Annotated in this window: 15 protein-coding genes and 1 riboswitch; of the genes, 13 read left to right on the top strand and 2 right to left on the bottom strand. The window is 44.0% G+C overall.

Going from position 1 to position 13,645, the window contains the following annotated elements; translation table 11 throughout:
* Positions 1 to 270: 270 nt before the first annotated feature.
* The 10 genes from codB (at position 271) to R7P69_RS05630 (ending at position 9,695) form a co-directional block, all read left to right on the top strand.
* Positions 271 to 1,509 (top strand): cytosine permease, encoded by a 1,239-nt coding sequence (codB, locus tag R7P69_RS05675; protein ID WP_047101164.1) that lies wholly within the window; start codon positions 271 to 273, stop codon positions 1,507 to 1,509.
* Between the two features lie 9 nt (positions 1,510 to 1,518).
* On the top strand, positions 1,519 to 2,796 hold the full coding sequence (locus tag R7P69_RS05670; protein WP_238952745.1) for a cytosine deaminase: 1,278 nt from the start codon (positions 1,519 to 1,521) through the stop codon (positions 2,794 to 2,796).
* Between the two features lie 248 nt (positions 2,797 to 3,044).
* Entirely contained in the window at positions 3,045 to 3,683 is a 639-nt protein-coding gene (locus tag R7P69_RS05665; protein ID WP_238952746.1) for an HD domain-containing protein, read from the top strand.
* Complete coding sequence (locus tag R7P69_RS05660) at positions 3,684 to 4,442, top strand: helix-turn-helix domain-containing protein (RefSeq protein WP_047102733.1); 759 nt, start codon at positions 3,684 to 3,686, stop codon at positions 4,440 to 4,442. It abuts the gene before it with no gap.
* A gap of 146 nt (positions 4,443 to 4,588) precedes the next feature.
* The gene (locus R7P69_RS05655) at positions 4,589 to 6,442 is read left to right on the top strand and encodes an MFS transporter (protein ID WP_238952747.1); all 1,854 of its coding nucleotides are present in this window, start codon (positions 4,589 to 4,591) and stop codon (positions 6,440 to 6,442) included.
* 117 nt (positions 6,443 to 6,559) lie between these two features.
* A complete protein-coding gene (locus tag R7P69_RS05650) occupies positions 6,560 to 7,177 on the top strand; it encodes a hypothetical protein (RefSeq protein ID WP_005373653.1) in 618 nt (205 codons plus the stop codon).
* 104 nt (positions 7,178 to 7,281) lie between these two features.
* A riboswitch (FMN riboswitch) is annotated at positions 7,282 to 7,422 on the top strand.
* 113 nt (positions 7,423 to 7,535) lie between these two features.
* Positions 7,536 to 8,192, top strand: a complete 657-nt coding sequence (gene ribB, locus R7P69_RS05645) for a 3,4-dihydroxy-2-butanone-4-phosphate synthase (protein ID WP_005373655.1) — start codon at positions 7,536 to 7,538, stop codon at positions 8,190 to 8,192.
* A 105-nt stretch (positions 8,193 to 8,297) separates the two neighbouring features.
* Positions 8,298 to 8,843 (top strand): glutathione peroxidase, encoded by a 546-nt coding sequence (locus tag R7P69_RS05640; protein WP_033906358.1) that lies wholly within the window; start codon positions 8,298 to 8,300, stop codon positions 8,841 to 8,843.
* Positions 8,844 to 8,853: 10 nt separating this feature from the next.
* The gene (locus tag R7P69_RS05635) at positions 8,854 to 9,297 is read left to right on the top strand and encodes a DUF3429 domain-containing protein (protein WP_017819861.1); all 444 of its coding nucleotides are present in this window, start codon (positions 8,854 to 8,856) and stop codon (positions 9,295 to 9,297) included.
* A 152-nt stretch (positions 9,298 to 9,449) separates the two neighbouring features.
* Positions 9,450 to 9,695, top strand: a complete 246-nt coding sequence (locus R7P69_RS05630; protein WP_005373664.1) for a hypothetical protein — start codon at positions 9,450 to 9,452, stop codon at positions 9,693 to 9,695.
* Between the two features lie 70 nt (positions 9,696 to 9,765).
* Here the strand turns inward: R7P69_RS05630 and R7P69_RS05625 are convergent, their stop codons facing one another.
* Together R7P69_RS05625 and R7P69_RS05620 are read right to left on the bottom strand one after the other, a co-directional pair.
* A complete protein-coding gene (locus tag R7P69_RS05625; protein WP_005373667.1) occupies positions 9,766 to 10,365 on the bottom strand; it encodes a thiol:disulfide interchange protein DsbA/DsbL in 600 nt (199 codons plus the stop codon).
* Between the two features lie 83 nt (positions 10,366 to 10,448).
* Positions 10,449 to 10,829 (bottom strand): hypothetical protein, encoded by a 381-nt coding sequence (locus R7P69_RS05620; protein WP_238952748.1) that lies wholly within the window; start codon positions 10,827 to 10,829, stop codon positions 10,449 to 10,451.
* Positions 10,830 to 11,107: 278 nt separating this feature from the next.
* Here R7P69_RS05620 and R7P69_RS05615 point away from each other — a divergent pair, with 278 nt between their 5' ends.
* The 3 genes from R7P69_RS05615 to R7P69_RS05605 all read left to right on the top strand — a co-directional run bounded on the left by R7P69_RS05615 (position 11,108) and on the right by R7P69_RS05605 (position 13,629).
* Entirely contained in the window at positions 11,108 to 11,404 is a 297-nt protein-coding gene (locus R7P69_RS05615; RefSeq protein WP_005373671.1) for an isoamylase early set domain-containing protein, read from the top strand.
* A 213-nt stretch (positions 11,405 to 11,617) separates the two neighbouring features.
* Entirely contained in the window at positions 11,618 to 12,331 is a 714-nt protein-coding gene (locus R7P69_RS05610; protein ID WP_005373673.1) for a response regulator, read from the top strand.
* A complete protein-coding gene (locus tag R7P69_RS05605; protein WP_005373675.1) occupies positions 12,331 to 13,629 on the top strand; it encodes an ATP-binding protein in 1,299 nt (432 codons plus the stop codon). The genes R7P69_RS05610 and R7P69_RS05605 overlap by 1 nt, the downstream gene beginning before the upstream one ends.
* Positions 13,630 to 13,645: the final 16 nt, after the last annotated feature.

Genomic DNA, 13,645 nt, shown 5'->3' with positions numbered 1-13,645 from the left:
TAACCCATAAAAACAAATAGCAATTCAAAACATTAATTTCACATAGAAAACCTGTCTATAAATCATAGAAAATACGTAAAAACAAACTTTCAAATTTTAGAATTTAAAAACCAAACCATTGTTATTAAAAGAAAAAATACATATAAAAAACCAAGCAAACGTTTAAATTTCAATTTTATAATTGACTATTAAATTTACATCACGATAATACGCGCCGTTTGCCTGAAAATCAGGTGCTATAATTTAATATTTCAATGTGCGGAGGCAATAATGGCTGGAGACAATAACTACAGTCTTGGACCAGTTCCCAACACGGCCAGAAAAGGCGTGGCGTCACTAACCATGGTGATGTTAGGACTCACTTTTTTCTCCGCAAGTATGTGGACAGGGGGTTCTCTCGGTACTGGGCTCTCCTTTAATGATTTTTTCCTCGCTGTTCTCATCGGTAACCTAATCCTCGGTATTTACACTTCTTTCCTCGGTTACATCGGCGCTTCTACTGGTCTCTCTACCCACCTTCTTGCTCGTTTCTCTTTTGGTTCTAAAGGCTCTTGGCTTCCTTCCGCTCTTCTTGGCGGTACTCAAGTTGGGTGGTTTGGAGTTGGTGTCGCCATGTTTGCGATTCCGGTGCATAAAGCAACGGGCATCGATACCAACACGTTGATCCTTGTATCCGGTTTGCTCATGACCGCGACCGTTTACTTTGGCATCTCCGCACTGATGGTGTTGTCAGCAATTGCCGTTCCTGCCATTGCGCTACTTGGCGGCTACTCTGTCATCGAGGCAGTAAATAGCGTTGGTGGTATTGGCGAACTACAACAAGTTCAACCAACCGAGCCACTCGATTTTTCAATAGCTCTCGCGATGGTTGTCGGCTCTTTTGTCAGTGCTGGTACATTAACGGCGGATTTCGTGCGCTTTGGTAAAAAGCCGCGCAGCGCCGTGATGATCACCATGGTGGCATTTTTCATCGGTAACTCGTTAATGTTTATCTTTGGCGCGGCAGGTGCGTCGGTGACGGGTCAATCAGACATCTCTGAAGTGATGATCGCGCAAGGTCTTCTTATTCCAGCTATCATCGTTCTTGGCTTGAACATCTGGACGACCAACGACAACGCGCTCTACGCATCAGGTCTTGGATTTTCCAACATCACAGGCTTACCAAGTAAATACATCTCGATGGCGAACGGTCTTGTTGGCACACTTTGCGCTCTCTGGCTCTACAATAACTTTGTTGGCTGGCTGACCTTCTTATCTTTGGCAATTCCACCGATTGGCGGTGTGATCATCGCTGACTTCTTCACGAACCGTAAACGCTACGCAAACTTTGAAGCCGCCCAATTCCAAAACGTTAACTGGGCTGGCATTATCGCTGTCGTGATTGGCGTTGGTGCGGGACACTTCCTGCCTGGCGTAGTGCCGATTAACGCTGTACTTGGCGGCGCAATTAGCTTCCTGATTCTTAATCCTATTCTTAACAAAAAAGCACTGGCTACACAGCCAGCGTAAGGAACCATCATGACAACACTACTGATCAAAAACGTAACGCTAAAAGGACAAGAAGGTCTGCAGCAAATTTTGATTGAAGATGGTCAATTCAAGCGCATTGAAAGCAACGATGTGGAGCTTAGTCATAACGGTGACATCATCGATGCTGAAGGTGGTATGGCGGTTGCGCCTTTCTGCGAGCCACACATTCACTTAGATACAACTCAAACCGCAGGCGAGCCTAGCTGGAACATCTCTGGCACATTGTTTGAGGGTATTGAACGTTGGGCTGAGCGCAAAGAAATGCTGTCGATTAAAGACGTGAAAGCGCGCGCAAAACAAACCTTAAAATGGCAGATAGCAAACGGCGTACAACACGTTCGTACCCACGTCGATGTTTCAGACCCTACCCTAATTGCCCTAAAAGCGATGGTAGAAGTGCGTGAAGAGATGAAAGAGTGGGTAGATATCCAAATCGTCGCCTTCCCGCAGGAAGGAATTCTCTCTTACCCAAATGGCAAAGAGCTGCTAGAAGAAGCCGTCAAATTAGGTGCGGACGTGATTGGCGCGATTCCACACTTTGAATTCACACGCGAATATGGCATTGAATCGCTGCACTACGTGTTCGAATTAGCGCAAAAATACGACCGTCTGATCGACGTGCATTGTGATGAAATCGATGACGAACAATCTCGCTTCGTTGAAACACTGGCAGCATTAGCGCACAAGTTTGATATGGGGAATAAAGTCACGGCCAGTCACACCACAGCGATGGGTTCCTACAACGGTGCATACGCATCTCGCCTGTTCCGTTTATTACGCATGTCCGGTATCAACTTCGTGGCAAATCCATTGGTGAACATTCACTTACAAGGCCGTTTTGATGATTACCCAAAACGTCGCGGCGTAACACGAGTGAAAGAGATGCTGAATGCCAACATCAACGTCTGCTTTGGACACGATGATGTATTTGACCCTTGGTACCCACTAGGCACTGCAAACATGCTGCAAGTGCTGCATATGGGTCTGCACGTGTGCCAGGTGATGGGTTACGACCAAATCAACAACTCACTGGATCTGATCAGCACCAATTCAGCACGTACACTGAACATTCAAGATAAGCACGGCATAGAAGAAGGCAAACCTGGTAGTTTACTGATTCTTCCCGCAGAAAATGGTTTTGACGCAGTACGTCGCCAAGTGCCGGTTCGTTACTCTGTTCGTCACGGTAAAGTGATTGCAGAAACACAGCCTGCGACGACTCATATTCATCTTGAACAAGCAGAGCAAGTAACGTTCAAACGCTAAAAAGATCGGCGAAACGAGCAAGGCCTGACGACATCGTCAGGCCTTTTTTCTACTGGTAAACATCACTGCTCGCTCTGTCTATTCTTGTCTCATAAACCGCTGAACACATTGAAAGGCCATATAAAACGGCTCAGTACCAAACGTTGCACAAGGTTCTGGTGGCTGAATCTCAATTACACCATCGCACTTGGAAATTATTCTAAGCGTTGGGCATACTTCTGACTTCATTTTAGTTGTAGATATGAACCATGACGTCATTAAACCAGATAGAACTGCAATTTTTGGAATTTATGCAGCAAGAGATGCAAGTAGATGCAGCTCATGATCTTAAACACGTAAAACGCGTGGTCAAAACAGCGAAACAGCTCTGCAAAGAAGAAAATGCAGACATCGCGATTGTATTACCGGCTGCCTATTTGCATGATTGCTTTACTTACCCGAAAGATCACCCAAATCGCAAAGAGAGCTCAATCATCGCAGCCAAAAAAGCGGTCGCATTTTTAGAGAGTATCGATTATCCGCAGCAATATCATGATGCCATTGCTCATGCGATAGAGGCACACAGCTTTAGCGCAAACATCAGGCCAAATACGTTGGAAGCTAAAATCGTCCAAGATGCCGACCGTCTGGACGCTTTAGGCGCAATTGGCGTGACGCGATGCATTCAAGTCAGCACTCAATTTAACGCGCAACTTTACAACGACAGCGATATATTTGCCGAAGAACGTGAACTTAACGATAAACAATTCACTCTGGATCACTTTCAAACCAAGTTATTCAAAATCGCTGAAACCATGAACACAGAGTCAGCAAGACGCGAAGCGCAAAAACGCAAAACCTTTATGCAAACGTACCTAGAGCAGTTACACGACGAGGTAACAGCGTAAATGTCAGAAAGCTATACGTTAATTAAAGAGCTTAAACGCCAACTAAAGTTAGCTGGGCTGCATTATGCCGATGTTGCACAACACCTTGATTTAAGTGAAGGAAGCGTCAAACGTTTACTCGCTGAAGGTCAACACATTAGTCTTGAACGCTTAGAACGCATTTGCCAATTGATTGGTTTAGAAATGGCGGAACTGTTTAAGCTTGCGGCTGCGCACAATAAAGGTCTAGAGTCGCTAACGTTAGAGCAAGAAAAGCAGTTGGTTAACGATAAAGCCCTGCTACTCGTGGCAATCTGTGTTGTAAATGGCTATCAGTTTGAACAAATCGTTCAGCAATACACCTTCAATGAGTTGGAACTGGTGCAAAAGCTTGCTCATTTGGATCGTCTGAACATCATCAACTTGCAGCCAAATAACAAAATTCGTTTGCGTATATCTCCGACATTTAAGTGGCAGATGGGCGGCCCTATTCAACGGTTCTTCCAACAGCAAGTTCAAGACGCCTTTTTCCAAAGCTACTTTTCTGGTGAAGATGAAAAGTTCTCCATGGCAACAGGATTGATGAGTGTACCAACCAACAAGAAGCTACAACAGAAACTGCAAAAGGTCATCGATGAGTTTTATCAGGCTTGCCAAAGTGATAGCTCTCTCGATATGGACGAAAAACACGGCACCTCTCTGATTATTGCGATGCGTCGCTGGACGTTCCCTTTATTTGAACCATGGGAAAGAAAACTCACCAATAAGTCTCGCAATTAGTAACTCAATAAACAAATGGAAATAAAAGTAACGAATTTCGTTACTTTTGGTGGCATACAACGTCACTTGAAAGAGAAAGCTGGTTTAATCGTTCATTGAGCATAAAGTGCTCCCATCTCATTCGACTTTGTTTAATCGGGGCCCGTATGTTTTTCTCAAAACGCTTTTTTCCTTACTTTGTGACGCAATGCCTTGGCGCACTCAATGACAACATCTACAAAAACGTTCTGTTATTGATGGTGACATACAGCCAAATTGATAACCTACCAATATCCGTCAATCTATTCGTTAATTTGGCGGCAGGCTTATTCATCCTACCTTTCTTTCTATTCTCAGCGCATGCTGGTGCCGTCGCTGACAGCATGGACAAAGCCAAATTAATCCGACGTCTAAAGCTCATCGAGCTGGCTATCATGTCTTGCGCAGCAACCGCTATTGCCACCCAAAGTGCCATGCTGATGCTGGTTCTGCTGTTTATGACAGGCACTCAATCGGCCTATTTTGGTCCCGTGAAATACGCCTTGCTACCACAAGCGCTCAAACCAAATGAGCTTGTTAAAGGAAATGCTTGGGTTGAAATGGGCACGTTTCTTTCGATTCTTATAGGTACGCTTAGCGCAGGCCTGCTGCTAGCCATTCCTAATGGTACCTTGATTGCTTCTTGTACCGTGATTGCCTTGTCTTTGCTTGGGTTCATGAGCAGCGTGAATATTCCAGCGATGCCTAGCCAATCAAATGACAAAGCGAAATTTGAACCGATTTCTGGTTTAAAGAACACGTTAAAAGTGGCAAAAAAGCAGAGAGGCATTTGGATGTCTATTCTAGCCATCAGTTGGTTTTGGTTCATGGGTGCGACTTACCTAACTCAATTCCCTAACTTCGCACGCGAACATTTGTTCGCAGATAGCACTGTCGTTTCTTTACTGTTGGCATTGTTTTCCATTGGTATCGCTACAGGCTCTTGGTTGTGTGAAAAACTTTCTTTCAACCACGTTGAGCTTGGTATTTTGCCATTCGGTATCCTTGGTCTGACAGTCTTTGGCGTCGACTTGCTATGGGCAGTCCCAAGTTATCTATCACTTCCGGTGCACTTTTATGATGTGCAAAACTTCGTTGCTGAATCAAAACATCTACGCGTCATGATTGACCTGTTCCTTGTTGGTGTAAGCGGCGGTATCTTTATTGTTCCTCTTTATGCGTTCATCCAATCGCGTTCAAACAAAGGGGAGTGTGCACGTGCCATTGCTGCTAACAACATCATGAATGCGTTGTTTATGGTGGTGTCTGCTTTGGTTTCGATCGTTGTACTCAGCGTACTGGAGCTTTCTATTGTGGAACTGTTTGCCATGATGGCAATAGGTAACTTCTTCGTGGCGATCTATGTCTATCGCCAAGTACCGGAATTTACACAACGCTTTATCAGTTATTTACTCAGCCATTGTATGTATCGTGTGTACGTAAAGGGGCGCCAACATATTCCTGAACAAGGTGCTGCGTTAATCGTGGCTAACCATGTTAGCTATGTCGATGCATTGATTTTGATGGGAACCTCTACTCGCCCGGTTCGTTTTGTGATGGACAAGTCCATCAGCGAGCTACCTGTTCTTAAATATGTATTCCGTCATGCCGGTGTTATCCCGATCTGTTCTCCACGTAAGTGTGCCGACACTTACCGACGAGCATTTGAACAGATTGAACAAGCACTTAACGACGGTGAGGTTGTCTGTATCTTCCCTGAGGGTCGTTTAACGTCTAACGGTCAATTGGGTGAGTTTCGCCCAGGTGTAGAAAAAATCCTTGAACGTAACCCTGTTCCTGTCATCCCTATGGCGTTAAAAGGGCTTTGGGGTTCTTTTTTCAGCCACAAAGGCGGACATGCTCTCACAAAACGACCGACTCGTTTTTGGTCAAAAGTGGATGTTGTTATCGGTGAAGTGTTAAGTCCTGCGTCTTTAAATCGTCATCAATTACAACAACAAGTACAGGATTTACTGGGCTGAGTCGCTTGCTATACCGATCAAACTTTGCAGCAAAACGTAAATATGCACCACAAAGGGCAAGTAGTTCTTTGTTAATTAGAGTAGGATATCTACAACGTCATAAATCTAGGAGGTATTATGAAAATCATCATCTTACATGGTCTTTATATGCATGGGCTGGTCATGCAGCCTCTTAGCCAAAAGCTGAGAAAACTCGGATACGAAACGCAAGTACTCAGCTATAACACTGTTGCTATCGATGAGTCTTCACTGTTTGATTCTATTGATCATTCGCTTAATCCACTGACCACAAACGTGCTCGTGGGACACAGCTTGGGAGGCTTGATGATTAAGCGCTATCTCGCCAACAGAAAACCGAGCACTAACTTAATCTCTCATGTTGTCGCTATCGGTTCGCCTCTGAAAGGCGCGTCCATTGTAGGTCGAATTCAAGATCTCGGATTGGGTGCAATTTTAGGCAATTCGCCACACCACGGATTAAACAAACATGATGACGCTTGGGATTTCCCTCAAAAACTCGGCAGTATCGCAGGAACGATGCCGATTGGCGCTCGCCCATTGTTGATCCGTAATGACAACACCATGTCGGACGGTACCGTTACCGTAGAAGAGACAAGACTGGACGGTATGCAAGATCATATCGAAGTGAAGCAAACGCATACGAGCCTGATTTACAACACCTTCGTGCCGCAGCAGATTGATCACTTTATTCGCACAGATTATTTCCGTCGATAGCACACTTTTCCATCATACAGATGGAATCGACTTTCCAAGCTATTCAGTTCGCAGTACTATCCTAGCTCCACTTCTTCACAACTTGGATGAAGTGGTACATTTTTAATTGTTCTCAGGGCGGGGCGAAATTCCCCACCGGCGGTATACTTTTTCAAGTGAGCCCGCGAGCGCTCGATTCGTCGAGGTCAGCAGATCTGGTGAGATGCCAGAGCCGACGGTTATAGTCCGGATGAAAGAGAATAAGAATACACCAGCATAGCGAGTCAGATCGCTAAGAATGCTGGTGCACTTCTTTTTGATCGTATTTTACGGCGATCTCTCATACCGCCCTGATTCTGGTGAAATTTAGGAGTTAACCATGAATCAGTCATCACTACTTGCCGAATTCGGCGACCCAATTACTCGCGTTGAAAACGCACTTATCGCTTTAAAAGAAGGCCGTGGCGTACTGCTTCTTGATGATGAAGATCGCGAAAACGAAGGCGATATCATTTATTCAGTCGAGCACCTCACTAACGAGCAAATGGCATTGATGATCCGCGAATGTAGCGGCATCGTTTGTTTGTGCTTAACAGATGCTCAAGCAGACAAACTGGAACTGCCTCCAATGGTGGTAAACAACAACAGCGCAAACCAAACCGCATTCACGGTTTCTATTGAAGCGAAAGTTGGTGTAACAACGGGTGTTTCAGCAGCAGACCGCGTAACGACCATTAAAACGGCGGCAAACCCGCACGCAAAACCGGAAGATCTTGCTCGCCCGGGTCACGTATTCCCTCTGCGCGCACGTCCAGGTGGTGTAATGACTCGCCGTGGTCACACAGAAGGTACGATTGATCTGATGCAAATGGCAGGGCTTCAACCCGCTGGCGTACTGTGTGAAGTGACCAATCCAGATGGCACGATGGCAAAGGCACCGGAGATCGTAGCATTCGGTCGCCTGCACAACATGCCGGTACTGACGATTGAAGACATGGTAATGTACCTGAACCAGTTCGAGTTGAAACTGGCATAGTCAGATCTCAGCTCTTGAAAAAAGCCGCGCATTTGTGCGGCTTTTTTGATCGATCCTCTTTGCACTTGAGTAGTTATACTTATTGAAAACAAGGGGAACAACACCATGAAAGGATTACTGAAACTCGCCGCTCTCGTTAGCTTTCTCTCCATGAATTCGCTTGCTCTTGCATCTGAGTGCCCTGATATTCTTCAAGGTAAGCAAAGGTTGTTAAACTCAACGGAAGAAGTCGATCTATGCGAAAGCTTTAAGGGAAAGACACTACTAGTCGTCAATACAGCAAGTCAGTGCGGCTTCACTCCTCAGTTCGAACAGTTAGAAACCCTCTATCAAACTTACAAAGACCAAAACTTCACCGTTATCGGTTTCCCGAGCAATGACTTTCGACAAGATAGAGGAAGCGAAACAAACACAGCGAAAGTCTGTTATCTCGATTACGGGGTAACCTTTCCAATGATGGCTCGCTCTTCAGTATTAGGTGTAGATGCGAACCCAGTCTTCAACCAGATTACTAACCAAGCAGGCATAAAACCAAAATGGAACTTCTACAAGTTTCTAATTAGCTCTGAAGGTAAAGTTATTGCTACTTTTCCAAGCTCCACATCACCGACAAGTACTACGCTTACCAATATGATAGAGCAACAATTATAAGGTGACGACCATGACAACACGCTCAACCATGCTACAACTCGGTTACTTAGGCTTGGTTCCATTTGTGTTTAGTTTAGGGCTGATTTTCACTGACATCTCACTCTTCAATTTAAGTGGTCAGCAATTTTTCATCGCATATAGCGCCGTTATATTAAGTTTTTTATCCGGCATCCTTTGGGGTAATGGCATTGAGCATTACTACCATCGCCTTAGCCGAAATGTATTAATTCTCAGCAACCTTTTTGTCTTACTGGCTTGGGGCGCATTACTGCAGGGCCACAAACATTACGCAGTCGCAACCCTACTATTAGCAATTGGGTACCTTGCTGTTTGGTATGCAGAAAAGCTCGTGAGGAAAGTCGAACAAGACGCCGAACCCAAGGGATATCAAGGAATGAGGAGCAAACTGACCTTCGGCGTAATCGTAATGCACGGATTGGCTTTAGTTTCATAACCTGGTCTGTCCAGTACTAAGATCACAAAAAAACGTCTTTTTATAAAACAATGTTCATTTCGTGAATGCACACATATTTTGAACACTGTTTTGTTTCATTTATGAATCAATCCACATATAAGTAATTCAAAGCATTCACAAAGGATATGAATATGTTTTTTCGCAAACTTTTGTTTAGCACTGCGATGATCAATGCAACGACAGGTTGCGTGTCTTACCAGGCACAACAAGCCGCCGCTCAAACAGTAAATAATACAGGCGCTGTGCTTACCAATGTGATTAAAACCACGATTGCTCAGCCATGTAATGTTGCAATCACTGCTGCTAGCTTGTTTTATCCGCATGCCATATTTATGACTAGTGTTCCGACTCAAGCATGTACAAGCGTTCTTAGATAATACGAAAGTGATAAGCATAAAAAATGGCGACTCTACCGTCGCCATTTTTAAGCATCAATGCTATTTACAGTTACAGCGTCAATAAGTAATTAACTAATTGATTGTACTCGTCGTAAGTACGAATTTCGTTGGCCAAAACAATGTATTTATTGTTCACAACCACACCCGGAACCCCTCTTAACGTGCTGGCAGAGAATTGCTTATCAAAACCTTTCTGCATTGAGTTTACGGCGAAACTGTTGTACGCCGCATCAAACTTCTTACCTTCTACGCCATTATCAACGAAGAGTTGTTTCAGCTCAGCTTCGTCTTTTGGCGCTTGTCGCTTTTGATGAATTTGGGCAAACATGGCAGGAATCATTGTATCTTCAACTCCTAGCGACACCATCGTCGCGTAGGACTTGGCCATCGGAATCGCCATATCTCCGCCCATGAACCCCACATGCACCTTTTCAAACTTTGCCTCTTTTGGCAGAGCAGGTTTTAAACGCTCAATAAGCGACTCAAACTTGTAGCAATGTGGGCAATAAAAAGAAAAGAATTCCGTCACAACAGGTTTCGATGCTTTCTTTACATCCAGAACTTTGTAGTGCTTCCCTTCTTCAAATTGCGCTGCATGAGCGGTAAAAGTCAGTAAAAGTGCACTACATAAGGCAAGTAGTTTTTTCATTGTTTATTTCCTTGTGGCATTCAAATGCCAAATCATTTCATTTGGTAAAAAGGGGTAAACCCCAAGTAATTTGAGATGAGGAATTAAACAATCGGAGGACGATAAAGCTTGGTGATCACTGTCACTACTTTTTCGACTAGAGGCCTACCAATCAAGGCAAGGCTATAAGGAAGAAGCAGTAAGTCGTTTTGAGATAAGTTGGCGGGAATTTTGACCATGCAGGAAGAGCTACAACTCGTGTGAGATTGTTGTGCCTTATTGATGGCTGACTCATCGTGATGTGATTCTACGCAGTCGTCATTGACGCCAAGTTGTTTGTGTAGAGCAGCCTGTTGAACAATAAGATCGCGTACTTCAATTGTTTTCATCGGAACGGAAGCCTGCGCCACAGGAGCGACACTACTCAAAAGCATAGCAACTAAGCAAACTATCGCAGTCAACAATGTACGGTTAAACTTCAACATAGCTACATCAAGGAAAATGGTGATTTAAGATAATACATGATAACGGTTTGACTTCAAGATACGGACTCTCGGCTCGCTAACAAACTCTGTTCTTTGACCATTTTAGGCTAGTGAATTTTCTCTCTAACGCTCCCTCAGTACACGAAACCAGCACAACGAACTATTCACCGTTCGGATACTCCCCTCATCAGATACCAGCAACAATTCGATAAAACTTGAAATCATTATGAAACACGAGTAATAGTTAGAACAGTTTTTGTACGAACAAGGAAAGATCAATGCTTAAAAAGAGATTCTTTAAGACAAAAGATGAAGTCGAAGTCACGTTCGAGCTAGATAAAGATCAGTGGGACTCTGTCCAAATTGCTGGAGACTTCAACAACTGGCAGCCAGAACCGATGAAATTAGTGAAGAAAAGTCGTCAGTTTAAATTTAAAACCCGCTTACCTAAAGCGCAGAATGTTCAGTTCCGTTACTTGCTCGATGACGCGAAGTGGGAAAATGACCCACAAGCTGATGCTTACGTTCCAAATGCATTTGGCAGCGACAACAGCGTCGTGTGTACCACCGAATAAGCGGTAATTTCGCTTTAAGATTCCATACCTAGGCGCAAACGTTGCGCCTTTTTGCATCTCTCTAAATGTGATAGGTGATTAGATTTAAATCATTAATTGGCAATTTTATCCAGTTAACTCATCCGATAACCTTATTCTGAGAAAGCTTTATTTGAAATAATTCGTAAATTTGTTTAAGTTCCATTGATATTAAATATTGTATACATCACTTAAATGAACGCACAACAAATCAAACCATCTCTAATCATTGTGGAAGACGATCCCAAATTACAAACTATGTTGGGTGAGTATTTTGTTGAACAAGGTTTTCAGGTCAAATGTATCGACAATGGGACGGACGCACCCAATGCGATTATTGACACACAACCAGACGTGGTGCTGTTAGATTTGATGCTACCCGGGCAAGATGGTCTGAGTGTATGTCGTCAAATCCGAGAATGCTACAAAGGCAAAGTGTTGATGCTGACAGCAAGTGATGATGACTTCGATCATGTCGCCGCATTAGAAATAGGCGCAGATGACTTTGTTACTAAACCCATCAAACCTCGCGTATTGCTGGCTCGTATTCGCATGCTATTAAGAAGAAAAGAGGCGGCGCCTACCGAGTCCGAAAACGGCCTACAAATTGGTGTTCTGTGTTTAAACCGATTGCGTAAATCGTGCGTAATGAACCAAGAAGAAATTGCGCTGACAGACGGCGAGTTCGATTTGTTGTGGGTTCTTGCAACGCATGCTGAAAAAACACTATCACGCGAATGGCTGACCAAAACACTGCGTGGTATTGAATACGATGGAACAGACCGCACCATTGATAATCGCATAGTGACACTGAGAAAGAAGCTAGGCGATGCTTCTTGCTCACCACAAAAAATCATTACCGTTCGCGGCAAAGGCTACCTATTTATGCCTGATGCATGGAATGAATAATGAGACGGATTTATCTGGAAAGCTTTGTTGGCCTTATCATTCTGTTTATGGCTAGCTTGTGGGGATACGAGTTCTTAGTTTATGAGATCAACACAGATTATGACTACCTGTTACAAGAGCATGAGGGTCAAGCTTTTCACGATCTGATCTACCCTATCTATAAAGAACACGGATTAGAATATACTCAACAACAATTGGAACAATTTGCCACATCAAGCCATCGTTTGTTGGTGCCTCATACGCTTGAAGAGCTTCCAACAGACATCAAAAAGGCGTTTGAAAGTGATACCTCCGTTAACGTCGCTTACGATGAAGAAAGGGATATCTGGTTCCGCCTAGATGCGAGCACGCCTATCTTTAAAATGAGCGATAATCCGAATAGTCCTGTGGTTAAAGCTGCCAACTTTGATGACAATATCGTTTGGTTGTTCTTTTTAGCTGGATTTGCTCTGTATTGCATATTGTTGATCTGGTTCTTAAGCCGTCGGATTCGAGAGCTAGAGAGAGTGACCGTTGAGTTTGCCTCAGGTAACTTCAAGGCTCGAGCTAGTACCTCAAGCGCTAAGTCTGTTGGGACGTTAAACAAAAGCTTTAACACGATGGCCGATAAAGTATCTCGCTTGATCACTAGCAATAAAATGCTAACTAACGCCGTTGCACATGAATTGCGTACCCCAATCTTCCGCTTACAATGGCAAGCAGATTTGTTATCGGATTCAACCTTAACTGAACAACAGAAAAAGTATGTTTACAGTATCGTCGAAGACATTGACGAGATGGAAGAAATGGTTGAAGAATTGCTTTACTACGCAAAGATGGAGCGTCCTGACACAGCATTACAAACTCAAGAAGAAGTCGTCCTATTCAACTTAGTCAAAGAGTTACGACAGAGATGGCAAAAAGAGACTACGCTCGCTATCTCGCTTCAAGAAGTAAACTCAGAAAACGTTCTTGCGTTTGCTGACCCAAAATTGTTAAAGCGAGCCTTAGATAACTTGCTGCGCAATGCAATGCGATACGCAGATAAGCAGATTTTAGTAGAGATAAAACACGATCAGCACCGCTGCTTCATCAATGTTCATGATGATGGCATAGGTATTGAAGAAAAGCATTGGCCTCATCTATTCGAACCATTTTACAGCGCGGATGAATCTCGCAACAAAAAGACGAGCGGGTTTGGGCTCGGGTTGGCGATTGTCAGACAGATAATGGAGCTTCAACGTGGAGAAGTTTCGATTTGCCATAGCCCACTTGGAGGAGCTTGCTTCACACTTAGCCTCAAAAAATCAGACAGTTAACTTAACCTTCCTACCC

The sequence above is a fragment of the Vibrio sp. 661 genome (assembly GCF_033339315.1).
Taxonomy (GTDB): Bacteria; Pseudomonadota; Gammaproteobacteria; order Enterobacterales; family Vibrionaceae; genus Vibrio; species Vibrio alginolyticus.
Note: the sequence above shows the minus strand (reverse complement) of the source record. Positions and strands in the feature narration are given on the sequence as shown.

What these genes read in the sequence shown, in the direction of transcription:
- R7P69_RS05605 (WP_005373675.1), top strand. Translation starts at nt 12,331, where the DNA reads ATGAGACGGATTTATCTGGAAAGCTTTGTTGGCCTTATCATTCTGTTT.
- ribB (WP_005373655.1), top strand. Translation starts at nt 7,536, where the DNA reads ATGAATCAGTCATCACTACTTGCCGAATTCGGCGACCCAATTACTCGC.
- R7P69_RS05630 (WP_005373664.1), top strand. Translation starts at nt 9,450, where the DNA reads ATGTTTTTTCGCAAACTTTTGTTTAGCACTGCGATGATCAATGCAACG.
- R7P69_RS05615 (WP_005373671.1), top strand. Translation starts at nt 11,108, where the DNA reads ATGCTTAAAAAGAGATTCTTTAAGACAAAAGATGAAGTCGAAGTCACG.
- R7P69_RS05635 (WP_017819861.1), top strand. Translation starts at nt 8,854, where the DNA reads ATGACAACACGCTCAACCATGCTACAACTCGGTTACTTAGGCTTGGTT.
- R7P69_RS05625 (WP_005373667.1), bottom strand. Translation starts at nt 10,365, where the DNA reads ATGAAAAAACTACTTGCCTTATGTAGTGCACTTTTACTGACTTTTACC.
- R7P69_RS05660 (WP_047102733.1), top strand. Translation starts at nt 3,684, where the DNA reads ATGTCAGAAAGCTATACGTTAATTAAAGAGCTTAAACGCCAACTAAAG.
- R7P69_RS05665 (WP_238952746.1), top strand. Translation starts at nt 3,045, where the DNA reads ATGACGTCATTAAACCAGATAGAACTGCAATTTTTGGAATTTATGCAG.
- R7P69_RS05650 (WP_005373653.1), top strand. Translation starts at nt 6,560, where the DNA reads ATGAAAATCATCATCTTACATGGTCTTTATATGCATGGGCTGGTCATG.
- R7P69_RS05640 (WP_033906358.1), top strand. Translation starts at nt 8,298, where the DNA reads ATGAAAGGATTACTGAAACTCGCCGCTCTCGTTAGCTTTCTCTCCATG.
- R7P69_RS05670 (WP_238952745.1), top strand. Translation starts at nt 1,519, where the DNA reads ATGACAACACTACTGATCAAAAACGTAACGCTAAAAGGACAAGAAGGT.
- R7P69_RS05620 (WP_238952748.1), bottom strand. Translation starts at nt 10,829, where the DNA reads ATGTTGAAGTTTAACCGTACATTGTTGACTGCGATAGTTTGCTTAGTT.
- R7P69_RS05655 (WP_238952747.1), top strand. Translation starts at nt 4,589, where the DNA reads ATGTTTTTCTCAAAACGCTTTTTTCCTTACTTTGTGACGCAATGCCTT.
- codB (WP_047101164.1), top strand. Translation starts at nt 271, where the DNA reads ATGGCTGGAGACAATAACTACAGTCTTGGACCAGTTCCCAACACGGCC.
- R7P69_RS05610 (WP_005373673.1), top strand. Translation starts at nt 11,618, where the DNA reads ATGAACGCACAACAAATCAAACCATCTCTAATCATTGTGGAAGACGAT.